The sequence below is a fragment of the Phenylobacterium sp. genome, assembly GCF_035569475.1.
Lineage (GTDB): Bacteria > Pseudomonadota > Alphaproteobacteria > Caulobacterales > Caulobacteraceae > Phenylobacterium.
In genome coordinates this window covers 35606-50936 of record NZ_DATMNA010000038.1, presented here as the reverse complement: position 1 = coordinate 50936, position 15331 = coordinate 35606, and the positions used below count along the sequence as shown (strand labels likewise).

General features: G+C 70.3%; 16 protein-coding genes and 1 tRNA gene. 8 read left to right on the top strand and 9 right to left on the bottom strand.

The annotated features are described in order from the left end of the window. Positions 1–11: 11 nt before the first annotated feature. Positions 12–1016 (bottom strand): septal ring lytic transglycosylase RlpA family protein, encoded by a 1005-nt coding sequence (locus tag VNW53_RS05835; protein ID WP_325554193.1) that lies wholly within the window; start codon positions 1014–1016, stop codon positions 12–14. 153 nt (positions 1017–1169) lie between these two features. Here VNW53_RS05835 and VNW53_RS05830 point away from each other — a divergent pair, with 153 nt between their 5' ends. Together VNW53_RS05830 and VNW53_RS05825 are read left to right on the top strand one after the other, a co-directional pair. After that, positions 1170–2267, top strand: coding sequence for an alpha/beta fold hydrolase (locus tag VNW53_RS05830; protein WP_325554192.1), 1098 nt, complete (start codon positions 1170–1172; stop codon positions 2265–2267). A gap of 84 nt (positions 2268–2351) precedes the next feature. Next, positions 2352–3641: an LLM class flavin-dependent oxidoreductase gene (locus VNW53_RS05825; RefSeq protein WP_325554191.1), complete on the top strand. Its 1290-nt coding sequence runs from the start codon at positions 2352–2354 to the stop codon at positions 3639–3641. Between the two features lie 74 nt (positions 3642–3715). On the opposite strand, the gene VNW53_RS05820 is transcribed toward VNW53_RS05825, so the two are convergent. The 4 genes from VNW53_RS05820 to VNW53_RS05805 form a co-directional block, all read right to left on the bottom strand. Beyond that, a tRNA-Ser gene (locus VNW53_RS05820) sits at positions 3716–3805 on the bottom strand. A 115-nt stretch (positions 3806–3920) separates the two neighbouring features. After that, a complete protein-coding gene (locus VNW53_RS05815) occupies positions 3921–4319 on the bottom strand; it encodes a DUF6165 family protein (protein ID WP_325554189.1) in 399 nt (132 codons plus the stop codon). Then, positions 4312–5922, bottom strand: a complete 1611-nt coding sequence (locus tag VNW53_RS05810; RefSeq protein ID WP_325554188.1) for a tetratricopeptide repeat protein — start codon at positions 5920–5922, stop codon at positions 4312–4314. Before VNW53_RS05810 ends, VNW53_RS05815 begins: the two co-directional genes overlap by 8 nt. Before the next feature lie 111 nt (positions 5923–6033). Next, complete coding sequence (locus tag VNW53_RS05805) at positions 6034–6699, bottom strand: PEP-CTERM sorting domain-containing protein (protein ID WP_325554187.1); 666 nt, start codon at positions 6697–6699, stop codon at positions 6034–6036. Positions 6700–6859: 160 nt separating this feature from the next. Between VNW53_RS05805 and VNW53_RS05800 the strand changes: the two genes are divergently transcribed. Both VNW53_RS05800 and VNW53_RS05795 read left to right on the top strand, forming a co-directional pair. Next, positions 6860–8596, top strand: coding sequence for an N-acyl-D-amino-acid deacylase family protein (locus tag VNW53_RS05800; protein WP_325554185.1), 1737 nt, complete (start codon positions 6860–6862; stop codon positions 8594–8596). A 145-nt stretch (positions 8597–8741) separates the two neighbouring features. Further along, on the top strand, positions 8742–9614 hold the full coding sequence (locus VNW53_RS05795; RefSeq protein ID WP_325554183.1) for an aldo/keto reductase: 873 nt from the start codon (positions 8742–8744) through the stop codon (positions 9612–9614). Here VNW53_RS05795 and VNW53_RS05790 read toward each other — a convergent pair. Continuing rightward, positions 9611–10153, bottom strand: coding sequence for an MOSC domain-containing protein (locus tag VNW53_RS05790; RefSeq protein ID WP_325554182.1), 543 nt, complete (start codon positions 10151–10153; stop codon positions 9611–9613). The two genes, VNW53_RS05795 and VNW53_RS05790, sit on opposite strands and share 4 nt — an antisense overlap. After that, positions 10150–11259, bottom strand: a complete 1110-nt coding sequence (locus VNW53_RS05785) for an S-(hydroxymethyl)glutathione dehydrogenase/class III alcohol dehydrogenase (protein ID WP_325554181.1) — start codon at positions 11257–11259, stop codon at positions 10150–10152. Before VNW53_RS05785 ends, VNW53_RS05790 begins: the two co-directional genes overlap by 4 nt. Before the next feature lie 121 nt (positions 11260–11380). On the opposite strand from VNW53_RS05785, the gene VNW53_RS05780 reads away from it, so the two are divergent. Genes VNW53_RS05780 through VNW53_RS05770 form a run of 3 tightly spaced genes read left to right on the top strand, consistent with a single transcriptional unit; the run spans position 11381 to position 12525 of the window. After that, complete coding sequence (locus tag VNW53_RS05780) at positions 11381–11638, top strand: hypothetical protein (protein ID WP_325554178.1); 258 nt, start codon at positions 11381–11383, stop codon at positions 11636–11638. 13 nt (positions 11639–11651) lie between these two features. Next, the gene (locus tag VNW53_RS05775; RefSeq protein ID WP_325554176.1) at positions 11652–12251 is read left to right on the top strand and encodes a hypothetical protein; all 600 of its coding nucleotides are present in this window, start codon (positions 11652–11654) and stop codon (positions 12249–12251) included. 31 nt (positions 12252–12282) lie between these two features. Next, positions 12283–12525: a sulfurtransferase TusA family protein gene (locus tag VNW53_RS05770; protein WP_325554174.1), complete on the top strand. Its 243-nt coding sequence runs from the start codon at positions 12283–12285 to the stop codon at positions 12523–12525. Here VNW53_RS05770 and VNW53_RS05765 read toward each other — a convergent pair. Further along, positions 12500–13417 carry a YihY/virulence factor BrkB family protein gene (locus VNW53_RS05765; protein ID WP_325554172.1) on the bottom strand — a complete coding sequence of 306 codons (918 nt, stop codon included), beginning with the start codon at positions 13415–13417 and terminating at the stop codon, positions 12500–12502. The genes VNW53_RS05770 and VNW53_RS05765 overlap by 26 nt on opposite strands. 145 nt (positions 13418–13562) lie before the next feature. Here VNW53_RS05765 and VNW53_RS05760 point away from each other — a divergent pair, with 145 nt between their 5' ends. Further along, a complete protein-coding gene (locus VNW53_RS05760; RefSeq protein ID WP_325554170.1) occupies positions 13563–14003 on the top strand; it encodes a YciI family protein in 441 nt (146 codons plus the stop codon). A 161-nt stretch (positions 14004–14164) separates the two neighbouring features. Here VNW53_RS05760 and VNW53_RS05755 read toward each other — a convergent pair whose 3' ends face one another. Next, the gene (locus VNW53_RS05755; protein WP_325554168.1) at positions 14165–15310 is read right to left on the bottom strand and encodes a CaiB/BaiF CoA-transferase family protein; all 1146 of its coding nucleotides are present in this window, start codon (positions 15308–15310) and stop codon (positions 14165–14167) included. Positions 15311–15331: the final 21 nt, after the last annotated feature.

Genomic DNA, 15331 nt, shown 5'->3' with positions numbered 1-15331 from the left:
GGCGTATAAGTCTAGGGCCGCAGGACGCGGGCGTCGGCGAAGCCGATCCCGGCCACCTTGTCGCGCAGGGCATAGGCCTCGGCCTCATCCGCCGGGCCGGGCAAGGTCACGCGGTAGAGCGTCTGGCCGGCGCGTTCGATGGGCTCGATCCTCGCCGTCCCTGCGGCGGCCAACTGGGCCACGGCCTTGCGGGCGTTGTCCTGGTCGCCGAACGCCCCGGCCTGGATGCGGAAGGCGCCGGCGGGCGAGACGTCATGGAAGCCGTCGCCCTGGAACGCCGCCGCGGATTCGGGCGCCGCTGCGCCTGCCGCGTCGCTTCGGGCGGAGGGCAAGGGCGCGAGTTCGGCCACCGAGACCGCCTCGGCAGGCTTGACCAGCGGCCTGGGCGCGGGCGGATCCTGCGCCGCGTCCGCGAAGATGTCCTCGTCGGCGGGCCGGCGGCCGCCGGCGGCGGTTGGCGCCTGGGCCGTCCGAGCGTAGCGCACGCCGGCGTCGGGACCGGCCAGGGGCGCAGGGCCCACATAGCGCACCCGCACATGGGCCGTGCCTGCCCGGTCGTAGCCCAGCTGGCGGGCCGCGGCGTGGCTGAGGTCGATGATCCGCCCGCCGACGAAGGGCCCGCGGTCGTTGACCCGCACGGTCATCTTGCGGCCGTTGTCGAGGTTGGTGACCTCCACCATCGAGGGTAGCGGCAGGGTGGTGTGCGCCGCCGAGAACGCGTTCATGTCGAAGATCTCGCCGTCGGCGGTGGCCTTGAGCTGGAAGGCGTCGCCGTACCACGAGGCGATGCCGGTCTCGTTGTAGTGCGGCTGGTCGTGGGGCACGTACCAGATGCCGCCAACCTGATAAGGCGCATTGGTGCCGGTCTTGCCGTTCGTGGGCGGGCGCGCCGCCGAGCCCTGCGCGCCCTCGCGCACGGCGTACTTCGGCGTGAGGGTGGCGCAGGCCGCCAGCGAGGCGCCGGCCATCAAGACCACGGCCCACCGGCCCAACCGAACCACCTGCCCGCGATCCATGGCGAATCCCCGCTGCTTGCCCCGCGCGCGACCCAGGGTGCGGGCCTAAGCTTTCGCCAGGGTTAACAGAGCCTTGCCACGACGGCGCTCGCCGCGGTTGCCGATGGCCGCGGTCATCGCTACCGATGGCGGGCGGACTTTTGGGGGCGACATATGCGTGGGCTGACAGGGTTTCTGGCGCTGGGCGCGATGGCGGCGACGATTTGCGCCACGCCTGCCCTCGCCGCCAAACATTCGGCCGGGGCGGCGCCCACGCCGTGCATCGACGCCACCACAGCCTGCACGGAATGGGTTCCGCTAGGCAAGGCGGGCGGCCGTTCGCTGATCTACCGCAGCCTGCCGCTGACCAGGCCGAACCCGCATGTGCGGCGCGCCCTGATCATGGTCCACGGGACCCTGCGAAACGCCGACCACTATTTCACCACCGCCACCGGCGCGGCGTTCCTGGCCAGGACGCTGGACGACACCATCGTTATCTCGCCGGCGTTCCATTCCGCCGAGGGCGGCTGCAAGGACGTCCTGGCGCCGAAGGAGATCAGTTGGAGCTGCGGCGGGGATAGCTGGCGTTCCGGCGGCGTGGCGGCCAGCGATACGGACCTGACCTCCTTCGAGTTCGTCGACGAGATCCTGCGCCGCCTTGCGGACAAGAAGGTGTTCCCGAACCTGAAGGGCATCGTCGTCGCCGGCCACTCCGCCGGCGGCCAGTTCGTGGCGCGCTACGAGATGGTCAACCGGGTGCACGAGAGCCTCGGCGTGCCCGTGACCTATGTGGTGGCGAACCCGTCGAGCTACGCCTGGCCGGACGCCACGCGCCCCCTGGCCGAGGGCGACGCCGCCCCGGCCGCCGCCGTCAAGGGCTGGGAGAGCGAGACGGTCCACACCGCCTTCGCCTACGGGCCCTTCGACGCGGCCAAGGCGCCGACCTACGACCGCTGGCCCTTCGGTCTCGAACAGCTCAGCGGCTATGCGGCCAGGGAAACGCCCGACCAGTTGCGCGCCCAGCTCGTGGGCCGTCCGACGACCTACCTGTTCAGCCAGGTCGACACCTTGCCGCTGGGCGGTTTCGACGGCTCCGCCAACGCCATGGCCCAGGGCGCCACGCGACGCGCCCGCGGCGAGGCCTTCGTGAAGTACCTGGCCGAACACCTTGGCGGGAAACCGAAAACCCTGATCGTCCCGGAATGCGGCCACAACGACCGCTGCGTCTACACGACCGACGAGGTGCTGCAGGTGATCTTCCCGCCCCTCTAGCCCACCGAGGCTTGCCAAGCCGCGTAAAGACGCCCGAAGTGGCGGCCGAGATCCGCGCCAGACGGACCGGAGGAGGCCTTTCCCATGCGCTTCGGCATCTTCTACGAGCACCAGCTCCCCAAGCCGTGGAACGAGGGCGACGAAGCGCGGCTGTTCCACCAGGCGCTTGAGCAGGTCGTGCTCGCCGACCGGCTGGGCTACGACTACGCCTGGGAGGTGGAGCACCACTTCCTGGAGGAATACTCCCATTCCTCCGCGCCGGAGGTGTTCCTGGCCGCCTGCGCGGCGCTCACCAGGACCATCCGCGTCGGCCACGGCATCCGCCAGGTGATCCCCAACTACAACCATCCGGCCCGCACCGCGGAGGGCCTGGCGACCCTCGACATCGTCTCGGGCGGCCGCCTCGATTTCGGCATCGGCGAAGGTGCGACGCGCCTCGAACTCGGCGGCTTCGCCATCCCGGCCAAGGAAAAGCGCGCCCTTGCGCTGGAGGCCGCCGAGCAGATCGCCAATATGATGGTGATGAACCCCTACCCCGGCTTCCAGGGCCAGGGCTTCTCTTTCCCCTGCCGCAACGTGGTGCCCAAGCCGGTCCAGAAGCCGCATCCGCCCATGTGGATGGCCTGCACCAACCGCGACACGATCAAGGTCGCCGCCTCCATCGGCGTCGGCGCGCTCGCCTTCTCCTTCGTCGATCCCGACGAGGCGCGGAACTGGGCCGAAATCTACTACGGCATCATCAGGTCCGAGGACTGCGTCCCCATCGGCCACGCGGTGAACGCCAACCTGGCCATGGTCTCCAACTTCTCCGTCCACCCCGACCGGGGCGAGGCGATCCGCCGGGGCCAGGAGGGGTTCGAGTTCTTCAGCTATGCGGTGAACGCCCTGGTGGCCCACGACGCGGTCCCCGGCCGCTCCACCCTGTTCGAGGACTTCCAGAAATCCCGCGCCCGCAGCGACGAGGAGATCATCGCCGCCAGCAAGGCCGCCGCGCGCAACGCCAATGGGATCGGAACCCCGGACGACATCCGCGACCACGTCCGCGCCTTCCGCGATGCAGGCGTCGACCAGGTGATCTTCCTGCAGCAGGCCGGCCGCAACAAGCACGAGCACATCTGCCAGTCCCTGGAGCTGTTCGCCGCCGAGGTGATGCCGGAGTTCAAGGCCGAGGTCGCCGCCCGCGAGGCCAAGAAGGCCGCCGAACTCGCGCCCTTCATCGAGGCCGCCATGGCCCGCAAACGCTGGATGCAGCCGCTGGCCGACGCCGACATCCCGGTGGTCCCAGCGTCGCGCGCCAAGGCGCAGATCAATGAAGCTGCGGCCTCGCCCCCTTCGCCGGCCGAGGTGATCCGCGCGGCGCGCGACGGCAGGTGATCATCGTCAACGCCGCAACTCGGTCCCGGCCAGATGGAGAATCCAAGCTAAGCCGCCCTCAGGGTCGCGTAGGGTGGCGGACGGGGTGGGATTCGAACCCACGGTGGGCTTTCACCCACGGCGGTTTTCAAGACCGCTGCCTTAAACCACTCGGCCACCCGTCCGGAGGGCGGGTTCTAGCAGGCGCATGGGGCCCGCTCCACCCACCGCGAGCTGGGCGGGAAAAGCCGCCGGGAAAACCGCCGCAAAGGCGCCGAGGTGGCTTGGCGGCCGGAGAAATCAGCGGCCCGGCGCGTCGCCATAGTCCGCGTAGCTCTTTTCCTCGATGAGGTCCGAGCCCAGCGCCAGGTTGATCTCGCGCTTGATCGCTGCGCGCGCATCGTTGCGGTGGTAGACGGAGCGCGCCAGGTCGATGAAGGTCGGGCCGAAGTCGCCGCTGCGCTCCTGCTCGCGGATCGCGTCCTCGATCTCCCACAGGGCCTCGTTCAGCTCGCCCAGCGCCCGCCTCCAGCCGGCCATGCGCGGGTCGCCTAACGCCGGGGCCGCGGCCGCTTCCAGCGCGGCCAGCTCGCGCCGGACGTTGGCCAGGGCTTCAGCCTTGGCCAGCCGGCGGCTCTTGATCTCCAGGATCGAGATCTTGTCGATCAGCTCGCCCCAGGAGACGGGCGCGTCAGGCATGAAAGCCTCCTTTCAGCGCCGCCTCGATGTCTCCGAACACGCCTGCCCAGTCGCCGGGCGCGGCCTGCCGGAACAGCCGCACGGTCGGATACCAGGGGCTGTCCGCCCCCTCGGTTCCCCAGCGCCAGTCGGGGGCGAAGGGCAACGGGACCCAGGTCGGCGCCCCGAGCGCCCCGGCCAGGTGGGCCACGGCGGTGTCGGCGCTGATCACCAGGTCGCAGGCGGCGATGGCCGCGGCCGTGTCGAGAAAGGCGTCCGGACCCGCGTCGAAGTCCTCGCCGAGGGTCTCCACCGCCATGCCTGGCGGCAGGCCGCCGAGCTGGTCCAGCCCGTCGTGCTTCTGAAGGCTGATGAGGCGTACGCCCGGCGCGCCGGCCACGCCCGCGAGCGCCGCGAGCGGAAACGAGCGCTGCATCGCCGCGGCATAGGGCAAGGTGCTGCCTTGCCAGCAGACGCCGATCCGCAGGCCCGCCGTGCCGATCCTGGCCTTCCAGCGCGCGATCCGCTCCGGTTCGGCGCTCAGGTACGGGACCTGCGCTGGCACGTTGTCGCGCCTGGCGCCGAACGCGAGCGGCAGGCTCATCATCGCACAGCTCAGATCATAGGCCGGCGGCGCATCGTCCGGCGCCGCCAGCCGGATCGTGGGACTGAGCGTCCGCAGCAGGCGATGCAGGACCGGCGGCGCGGCCAGGATCACCCGCGCGCCGCGAGCCTCCGCCATCCGGGCGTAGCGGCTGAACTGGATGACGTCGCCGAGGTAGAGCTCCGGGTAGATGAACAGGGTCTTGCCTTGAAGAGCCTCGGCCCCGGTCCACTCCGGCCCCGGGAAGGCGCGGTTCTCCGCGAAGTCCGGGCACTTTCGCCGCCATTCATATTCCTCGAACCCGCCCGGGTAGTCGCCGGCCAGCAGGCGGCAGACCGCGCGGTTGTGGTGGGCGACGGCGAAATCGGGCCGCGCGGCGAGGGCGTGGCCATAGCTCTCGATCGCCTCGCCGACCCGGCCCAGGGCCCGCAGCGCGGCGCCGCGATTGTACCAGATCGTCGGATTGCCCGGCTCCAGGGCGAGCGCCGCCTCGTAGCTCGCCACCGCCGCGTCGTGGCGCCCAAGATCCTTCAGCGCATTGCCGCGATCGATGTAGGCGCTGGCGTGCTTTGGCCAGAGCGCGATGGTCCGGTCGAAAGCGGCGACGGCCTCTTCCAGCCGCCCGAGCCCCTGCAGCGCGGTGGCGCGGCCATAGTGGGCCTGGGCGATGTCCGGCTTGATGGAAAGGGCGCGGTCGAGGTCCTCGAGCGCCGCCGGCGCCCGGCCCACGGCGCTCAGCGCCAGGGCGCGATTGACCAGCATCACGGCGTCGCCGGGGCGCGCCTGCAGCGCCTCGCCGATCAGCTCGACGGCGCGTTGCGACTGGCCCTGCTGATGCAGTGCGAGCCCCAGCAGGTGAAGCGCGTCGGGGTTGCGCGGATCGCGCCTCAGGACCTCTTCGTAGATGATCGCGGCGTTGCGCGCGTCGCCGCGCCTGTGCACGCCCAGCGCCACCTGCAACATCCCGGCCGCTTCCTCGGTGGCCGACGCCTCCTCAGCGCTCGAAGGACCGATCGCCAAGGGCCGTTCTCCATGCCGCGCGCCAGGATCCCGCACCGCGCGGACCGCGCGTCGGGTTGAACGCCAAAAGGGCGCCCCTGACAAGGTTGGCGGTGGAAGCGGGGGCCCGGCCTATGCGGCGGCGAAAGCCCCGCGGGCGCGGCGGCGGCGCAACAGGGCGCCCAGGCCGCCGACGCCGATCGACATCAGCGCCCAGGAGGCCGGCTCCGGCACGCCTTGCTGGACGGTCGTGGCCGTCGTGGTGATCTTGGTGATCAGGAAGTTCTCGCCGCCCTGCGGGGCGGTCTCGACGAAGTCGAAGAAGCGATAGGCGCCGAGCCCCGGCAGCACCTGGTTCACCGCCTCGTTCGTGCCGGTGGCGAGCTGGACCGCGCCGACCAGGCTGCCGGCGGTGTTGGCGCCGTAGACCGTCCAGGCTTCCCCGCCGGTGACGCTGTTGGTGCCGAAGGTGGTCGAACCGGCCAGGACGTGGCCGACGAAGTCGCTCAGGTCGAGTTGAACGAAGCCGCTGTGATAGTGGATCTCGTGATCGCCGGTCGGGTCGTTGTTGAGGCCCAGGCCGTTCTCGTCGCCGCCGCCGTGCTTGCCGTAGAGGTCGGTCGCCGCGCCGGACCAATTGAAGCCCGAGGCGTAGATCGACAGGCCGCCCACCGTGTAGGTTTCGGTGGGACCGACGTCGTTCTGGTGAGGCGCCAGGGAGAAATCGAAGACCAAGGTCGTCGCATTGGCTCCCGTGGCCACCGCCATCGCCGCGCACGCCAGAAGCAAGGTCTTCATCGTCTCAGCCCCAAAAATCCCAAGGCGATATTAGTTAAGGTCAAGGCGTTCAGGAAGCGGCTTCCCCTCACAAGCGAAGATGCGATCCCTCTCGCATTTCGCGGTTCGACTTTCCCTACGGCAGGCGCCTAGGATCAGGCAAAAGCCCTGGGAGGGGACGATGCACGACCTGGTGATCCGCGGCGGCACGGTGGTCGACGGCGCGGGCGGACCGCGCCGCCTCGCCGACGTGGCGATCGACGGCGGCCTGATCAGCAAGGTGGGCGAGGTCCCGGCCGCGGGACGCCGCGAGATTGACGCCAGGGGCCTGCTGGTCACCCCCGGCTGGGTCGACATCCACACACACTACGACGGCCAGGTGACCTGGGATCCCTATCTGTCGCCATCCTGCTGGCATGGGGTGACGACCGTGGTGATGGGCAATTGCGGCGTCGGCTTCGCCCCTGCCCGCCCCGACCGCCACGACTGGCTGATCGGCCTGATGGAGTCGGTCGAGGATATTCCCGGCTCGGCCCTGGCCGAGGGCATCAAGTGGGAATGGGAGACCTTCCCCGAGTACCTCGACAGCCTCGACCGCAAGGCCTTCGTCCTCGACGTCGCCGCCCAGGCGCCGCACGGCTCGATCCGCGCCTATGTGATGGGCGAGCGCGGCGCGCGCAACGAGGAGGCCACCGCGGCCGACATCGCCGAGATGGCGCGCATCACCCGCGAGGCCCTCGAGGCTGGCGCACTCGGCTTTTCCACCTCCCGCACCCAGTTGCACCGGGCCAAGGACGGCGAGCCGGTGCCCGGCACCTTCGCCGGCGCCGAGGAGATGGTCGGCATCGGCCGGGCGATCGGCGCCGCCGGGCACGGGGTCTTCGAGATCGCCTCGGACATGATGATCCCGGAGGACGAGTTCGCCTGGATGAAACAGTTCGCCGCCGCCTCCGGCCTGCCGGTCACCTTCGGCATGCTGCAGTCGCCGATGCAGCCGGAGAAGTGGCGCGACCTCCTCAAGCTCACCGAGGACGCCCGGGCCGAGGGCGCGATGATCACCGCCCAGATCGCCTGCCGCCCGACCGGCATGGTGCTGGGCTGGCAATCGACCGTGCACCCCTTCGTCCAGAAGAGCGCCTACCGCGCCATCGCCGCCCTGCCCTTCGCCGAGCGCCTGGCGCGCCTGAAGGACCCCGCGGTCCGCGAGGCGATCCTCAGCGAAGACGTCCCGCCGCCGCCCGGCATCGGCGCGCTCTTGACCCACGCCTTTGGCAACATGTTCCGGCTGGAGCGCGACGGCGTGCTCGACTACGAGCCGCGCGCCGAGGATTCCATCGCCGCCGAGGCCGCCCGCGCCGGCGTCGATCCGCAGGCGGTCGTCTACGACATGCTGATGGAGAACGACGGGCGCGGGTACATCTACCTGCCGCTGCTCAACTATTCGAAGTTCAACTTCGACCACATCGCCGAGATGATGAACCACCCGGCGACCATCCTGTCGCTGTCGGACGGCGGCGCGCACTGCGGGGTGATCTGCGACGCCAGCTTCCCGACCTACATGCTGACCTACTGGGTCCGCGACCGCGAGCGCGGCGAGCGCCTGCCGCTGGAGAAGGCGGTGGCCATGCAGACCCGCGACACCGCCCGGCTCTACGGGATGCATGACCGCGGCGTCCTGGCGCCCGGCCTCAAGGCCGACGTCAATGTCATCGACTTCGAGCGCTTGAGGATCCTCGCCCCGGAGATGATCTTCGACCTGCCGGCCGAGGGCCGCCGCCTGGTGCAGCGCGCCGAGGGCTATCGCGCCACGATCGTCTCCGGCGTCGTCACCTTCGAAAACGGCGAGGCCACCGGCGATCTTCCGGGCCGGCTCGTGCGGGGTCCCCAGGCCGCGCCGGCGCTGCTGGCCGCCGAATAGGGGGATTGGCGGCGGCGCCAGGACTTGTCGGCTTGAGGCCCGCCCGGTTCCGGCCGCCTGAGGTAAAAAAAATCGGCGGAAACCATACCGCCCGGCGATTCGGCTCCCCAGATGGTGGCTCCCCCACCAGCTTAGTGAGCTTACCATGTCCACCAACCTTTCAGCCGCAGCCTCGGGATCTTTCCGGGTCGGCGGCGACGTCAGCATCAACCGCCTTGGCTTCGGCGCCATGCGCATCACAGGGGCGGGCATCTGGGGTGAGCCCGCGGACAGGGCCGAGGCGATCAGGGTCCTGAAGCGCCTGCCGGACATCGGCGTCAATTTCATCGACACCGCCGACAGCTACGGCCCCTTCGTGAGCGAAGACCTGATCGCCGAGGCGCTGGCGCCCTACAAGGGCATGCTGATCGCCACCAAGGGCGGCCTGACCCGCCACGGACCGGACATCTGGGCGCCGGTCGGCCGGCCGGAATACCTGCGGCAATGCGTGCTGATGAGCCTGCGCCGCCTGAAGGTCGAACAGATCGGGCTTTGGCAGTTGCACCGCATCGACCCGAAGACGCCGCGCGAGGAGCAGTTCGGCGTGATCGCCGACATGCTGAAGGAGGGCCTGATCGCCCACGCCGGCCTGAGCCAGGTGAGCGTCGAAGAGATCGAGGCCGCCGCCAAGGTGTTCCCGGTGGCCACCGTGCAGAACCTCTACAACCTCGCCGACCGGTCCAGCGAAGACGTGCTCGACCACTGCGAGGCCAAGGGCATCGGCTTCATCCCGTGGTACCCGCTGGCGGCCGGCGACCTGGCGCGGCCCGGCACGGCGCTCGACGCGATCGTCCGCAAAACCGGCGCGACCCCGAGCCAAGTGGCCCTGGCCTGGGTCCTGAAGCGCAGCCCGGTCATGCTGCCGATCCCCGGCACCAGCAAGGTCGCACACCTGGAGGACAACGTCCGGGCCGCCGCCATCGAACTGTCGGCGGAAGACTTCGCGGCCCTGGACACCCAGGCGAAGAAGGCGGCCTAAACCGGCTCCAACGCTTCGTGCGGCGCGGCGGGCAGTTGGACGGCGACGACGTCTCCCGCCCTCACCTGTCCGCCCGCCAGCACGACGCTCATCACGCCCGCCTTGCGGATCAGGTCGCCGTTCGCGGCCTTTTCCAGGCAGGCGGCCATCAGGCCCTGCTGCAGTTGGTCGAGCTGGTAGCAGGGGTTCCGCAGGCCGGTGACCTGCACCGCGGCCTCGTCTCCGAGCCGCAGGATCGCGCCCTTCGGCAGCTTCAGCAGATCGATCCCACGGATGGTGACGTTCTCGCCCATCAGGCCGGGCGTGACCGGAAACCCCTTGGCGGCGAGCTCCTCGAACAGCTCGGCGTGCAGCAGGTGGACCTGGCGGATGTTCGGCTGCGTCGGATCGCGGCGCCAGCGGCTGCGGTGTTTCACCGTGGCGCCGCAGTGCGCGTCGCCCTCGACCCCTTCGCCGGCGAGCAGCCGAATGACCGGGCGGTTCGTCTTGTTGACGCCGTGCTTCGCCTTGGCGCTGACGGCGACGACCTCGGCGGTCAATAGACCACCACACTGCGGATGCTCTCGCCCGAGTGCATCAGGTCGAAGGCCTCGTTGATCCGCTCCAAGGGCATGGTGTGGGTGATCATCGGGTCGATCTCGATCTTGCCGTCCATGTACCACTCGACGATCTTCGGCACGTCCGTGCGGCCGCGCGCCCCGCCGAAGGCCGAGCCCTTCCACACCCGGCCGGTGACGAGCTGGAACGGCCGTGTGGAGATCTCCTTGCCAGCCTCGGCGACCCCGATGACCACGCTCTCGCCCCAGCCGCGGTGACAGGCCTCCAGCGCCTGGCGCATGACGGCGGTGTTGCCCGTGCAGTCGAAGGTATAGTCGGCGCCGCCGTCGGTGAGTTGGACCAGGTGGGCGACGAGGTCCCCCTCGACGGTTTTCGGGTTGACGAAGTGGGTCATGCCGAACCGGCGGCCCCACTCTTCCCGCGCCGGATTGATGTCGACCCCGACGATCATACCCGCGCCGACCATCTTGGCGCCCTGGATGACGTTGAGCCCAATTCCGCCCAGGCCAAAGACCACGACGTTGGCGCCCGGCTCCACGCCGGCCGTGTTGACCACCGCGCCGACGCCGGTGGTGACGCCGCAGCCGATGTAGCAGGCCTTGTCGAAGGGGGCGTCGTCGCGGATTTTCGCCACTGCGATCTCCGGCAGGACCGTGTAGTTCGAGAACGTCGAGCAGCCCATGTAGTGGAAGACCGTCTGGCCCTTGTAGGAGAACCGGCTGGTCCCGTCGGGCATCAGCCCCTTGCCCTGGGTCGCGCGGATCGCCGTGCAGAGGTTGGTCTTGCGGCTGAGGCAGCTTTTGCACTGCCGGCACTCGGGCGTGTAGAGCGGGATCACGTGGTCGCCCGGCTTCACGCTCGTGACGCCCGGCCCCACCTCGACCACCACGCCCGCGCCCTCATGGCCCAGCACCGAGGGGAACAGGCCCTCCGAATCCAGGCCGTCCAGGGTGTAGGCGTCGGTGTGGCAGATCCCCGTCGCCTTGATCTCCACCAGCACCTCGCCGGCTCGGGGCCCGTCGAGGTCGAGCTCGACGATTTCCAGCGGCCGCTTGGCCTCGAATGCGACGGCGGCGCGGGTCTTCATGGGCGTCCTCATGGGCTGAAATGCGGGCGCGACCATTCCCCAGGCGCGGCCGATTGTGAAGCGCCGAAGCACGCCATATCACGCTTGCGCAACGCCGGGGCGGCATCGGCGTTACGCCAACATGAGCGAGCCCCTCGAACTCTCCGCCCCCGAACGCGACGTCCTGCTGGCGGCGCTGCACGAGCCCTTGTTCGACCGCGACCCGATGGTGATGGGCCTGTGCCTTCGCCTCTGCGGCCGCCATCTGATGCAGAGGGCCGGCGGAGCTGCGATCGCTAACGGCTGGCGTGGCTCGCCGTACGCCTTCGTGCTGAGCCGCGAGGGGTGGAACCTGGTCAAGAGCGGGAGGCTTCGTGCGCCGATCCGCCGCGCGGGTTGAGGGGAGCCCTTCCATGACCGCTGGCCGCCTCACGATCCTCGCCTCCGTCGCGGCCCTCGCCGCGGTCGGCCTCTCGCTCGCCGGCTGCGGCAAGAAGGACGGCGCCACGACCACGACGACGACCATGAGCATGACCTCGCAGGCCGGCGCCAACACGGGCCAAGGGCCGGCCGATCCGAACGCGACGGCGGCCATCGGTGGGAGCACAGCCGCGGGCGGCGCCGTGAGCGGCGGCTCCAATGGGCCCGCCGCCGACCTCGCCCAGAGCGCGGCCGTCTCCCCGCCCGCCAACTTCAACGGAACCCTGCCCACGAGCGGCGGCGTGGGACCGGCCGGCGGCGCCGGGGCCGCCGCGGCGATCAACGCCTCGGCCGCCGGCGTGGCGGCCAGCTCGACGACGGGCGGGCGCGCCGCAGCGCCGGGCGCGGCCTCGGCTGGCGCCGGGACGCCGGGCGCCGCCGGTTCCAGCCGGGCCGTGGCCCCGGTCGGCGGGTCCCTGGGTCCGAACGGCGCGCAGGGCTCTCCCGGACCGACGGCCGCGGCGGCCTCGCCTGCGCCGGCCGCGGCGCATTCCGCCTCGGCCGCCGCGCCGGGCGCCGCCGGCCCCCACTAGGCTCCCCACGCGCGCCGTTGTATGCGGCGCCATGGCGAGCCCCGACACTTCGGACGAGATCGTCGTCGACGCCCGCGGCCACCGCTGCCCGGTCCCGACCCTGCGCCTCAGGAGGGCTCTGGAGGCCGCGCCGCCGGGCGCCCGGGTGCGCCTGCTGGCGGACGATCCGATGGCGCGGATCGACGTGCCTCATTTCGCCGCCGAGGTGGGCGCGGCGATCCTTGGCCGTGACGAGGCCGATGGCGGGTTCAGCTTCCTGGTGGCGAAGCCCTAGGCGCAGTGTGGGCGTCGATCGACAGCTCGACCTCGGTCGCCAACGCGCCGCCGAAGAAGATCGCGTTCACGTTCCACGACAGCCAGATCAGGAAGACCACGACCGTCGCGATCGAGCCATAGGTCGCGCCGAGCTGCGAGATCGCTTGCACATAGAAGGCGATGGCCCAGGACGCGAAAAGGCAGAGCACCGCGGCGCTGAACCCGCCGATCAGCGAGGCGCGCCACCTGACCGGGCGCCGCGACATGGCCCATCGGTAGATCAGCGCCATGCCCAGCGTCAGGCCGGCGCTGGCCCAGGTCCATTCGCTGAACAGCCAGGGCACGCCCCGGAAGGGCCTCAGGTCGAAGGCCGAGCCCATCACCCGCAGCCCCAGGAAGATGGCCGACATCAGGCTCAGGACCGCGAAAGCGGCGATCAGCACCGCCAAGGCCAGCAGGTTGAACCCCACGAAGCCGCGCGGCTCATCCTCGTCGTGGATGAAGGACAGGCCCGCCAGCATCGCCTTGAACCCCCGATGCGAGGCGTAGAGCCCGACCACCAGGGCGAACACGCCCTGGGCCGACATGGCCACATGCGGCGCGTGGGCCAGACGCACCAGTTCCTGCTGGACGATGTCGCGCGCGCCCTCCGGGATGATCAGGGCCAGGACCTCGCCCTCGCGAGCCGCCTGCTGCGGGCTGGAGAGCAGGCTGTAGAGGGTCACCAGAATCGCCAGGGCGGGGAAGATCGCCAGCAGGCTGAAGAACGAGACGCCGCCCGTGTAGAGCATCACGTCGCGGCCCCAGAGCCGCGTAAGCGCTCGGCCGATCGTCAACAGGGTCACGTGGGCCCAGAAGAACGGATTCCACTGAATGGCCCGCAGCCGGGAGATGAACGGAAGGGCCGCCATGACGGGCGAAGGTGCTGAGGAACGGCGGCCTTCGCAAGGCGTCGCTCAACAATTCCGCTCGACCTGTCGGCCCAGGCGCGATTGGTTCGTCGTTACGGGCAGTCGCCGGGCGCACCGCCGGGCGGACGCAACGGGAGCGAGAGCGATGCGGGTGATGGTGATCGTGAAGGCCAACCAGGACTCGGAAGCCGGCGCCTTGCCGACGCCCGAGTACATCGAGGCCATGGGCGCGTTCAACAACGAGCTGATCGCGGCGGGCGTCATGCTCGACGGCGGCGGCCTGCAACCCAGCGCCAAGGGCGCGCGGGTCCGGTTGCAGAATCGCAAGGCGATGGTCACCGACGGCCCGTTCGCCGAGACCAAGGAACTGATCGGCGGCTACTGGATCTGGCAGGTGAAGTCGCTGCAGGACGCCATCGACTGGGCCAAGAAGGCGCCGACGGAGGGCGACCGGCCCTTCGACCTCGAGATCCGCCCCTACTACGAGCCGGAGGATTTCGCCGAGGTCGCCACGCCCGAGCTCATCGCCGAGGAGCAGGAATGGCGCGAAAGGCAGGCCCGGAAAGCCCCCAAGGCGACCGCCTGACGGCCCCAAATGGAAACGGCGCGCCACCTTTGCAGGTGACGCGCCGCCGATGGGCGTGTCGTTCCATCAGGCTGCCCGACGCTTCGAGGGACGGGAGAGCGCGGCGAACAACCTGGGGCCACGATGCGACTTCCCGGCTGAACCCAAGCTGAACGCGCGCGTCAGGAAACCGTATCTTTCGCCAGTGTGTCCGCCGCGTCGAGGGCGTCGATCTCGGCGGCGCTGAGCCCCCAGTCGAGCAGGGCCTCGCGGTCGTGGGCGCCGATGGCGGGCGGCGGACCCTGGATCTTTCCCGGCGTCGCCGAGAAGCGCGGGGCGGGCGCGGGCTGCATCACCCCGGCCACTTCCACGAAGGTCTGGCGCGCGGCGTTGTGCGGGTGCCTCGGCGCCTCTTCGAGATCGAGCACGGGCGCGAAGCAGACGTCGGTGCCGCCCATGATCTCGCTCCACTCGGCCTGCGTCTTGCCGGCGATGGCGGCGGCCAGCTTCTCGCGCAACTCCGGCCAGACGGCGCGGTCCATCTGGCGGGCGAACTGCGGATCGGTGATGCCGGTCTTCTCCAGCAGGAGGGCGTAGAACTGCGGTTCTATCGAGCCGATGGAGACCCACTTTCCGTCCGCGCACCGGTAGGTGTCGTAGAAGTGGGCGCCGCCGTCGAGCAGGTTGCTCCGCCGCTCCTCCTTCCACATCCCCGAGGCCTTGAAGCCGTAGAACATGGCCATCAGCGAGGCCGCGCCGTCGCTCATGGCGCAGTCGACGACCTGGCCCTTGCCGGTCTCGCGCGCCTGGATCACGCCGGCCAGGAGGCCGAACGCCAAGTAGAGCGCCCCGCCCCCGAAGTCGCCCACGAGGTTCAGCGGCGGGACGGGCTTCTCGGCTGTTCCGATGGCGTGCAGGGCGCCGGTGATGGCGATGTAGTTCATGTCGTGTCCGGCGGCGTTGGCGTAAGGGCCGCTCTGCCCCCAGCCGGTCATGCGGCCGAACACCAGTTTCGGATTGCGCTTCAGGGCCACGTCCGGCCCCAGGCCAAGGCGCTCCATCACGCCGGGCCGGAAGCCCTCGATGATCGCGTCGGCCCTTTCCATGAGCTTCAGGCAGGCCTCGATGGCCGCCGGGCTCTTCAGGTCCAGCGCCACCGAACGGCGGCCGCGCGCCGTGATGTCCGAAGGCGCGCCGCCGCGCCCGCCCTTGCGGTCGATCCGCACCACGTCGGCGCCCAGGTCGGAGAGCAGCATGCCGCAGAACGGGCCAGGCCCGATCCCGGCGAACTCCACCACCTTCAATCCGGTCAGCGGTCCCTGGCGCATCGCCTCACTCCCTTGGTCTTG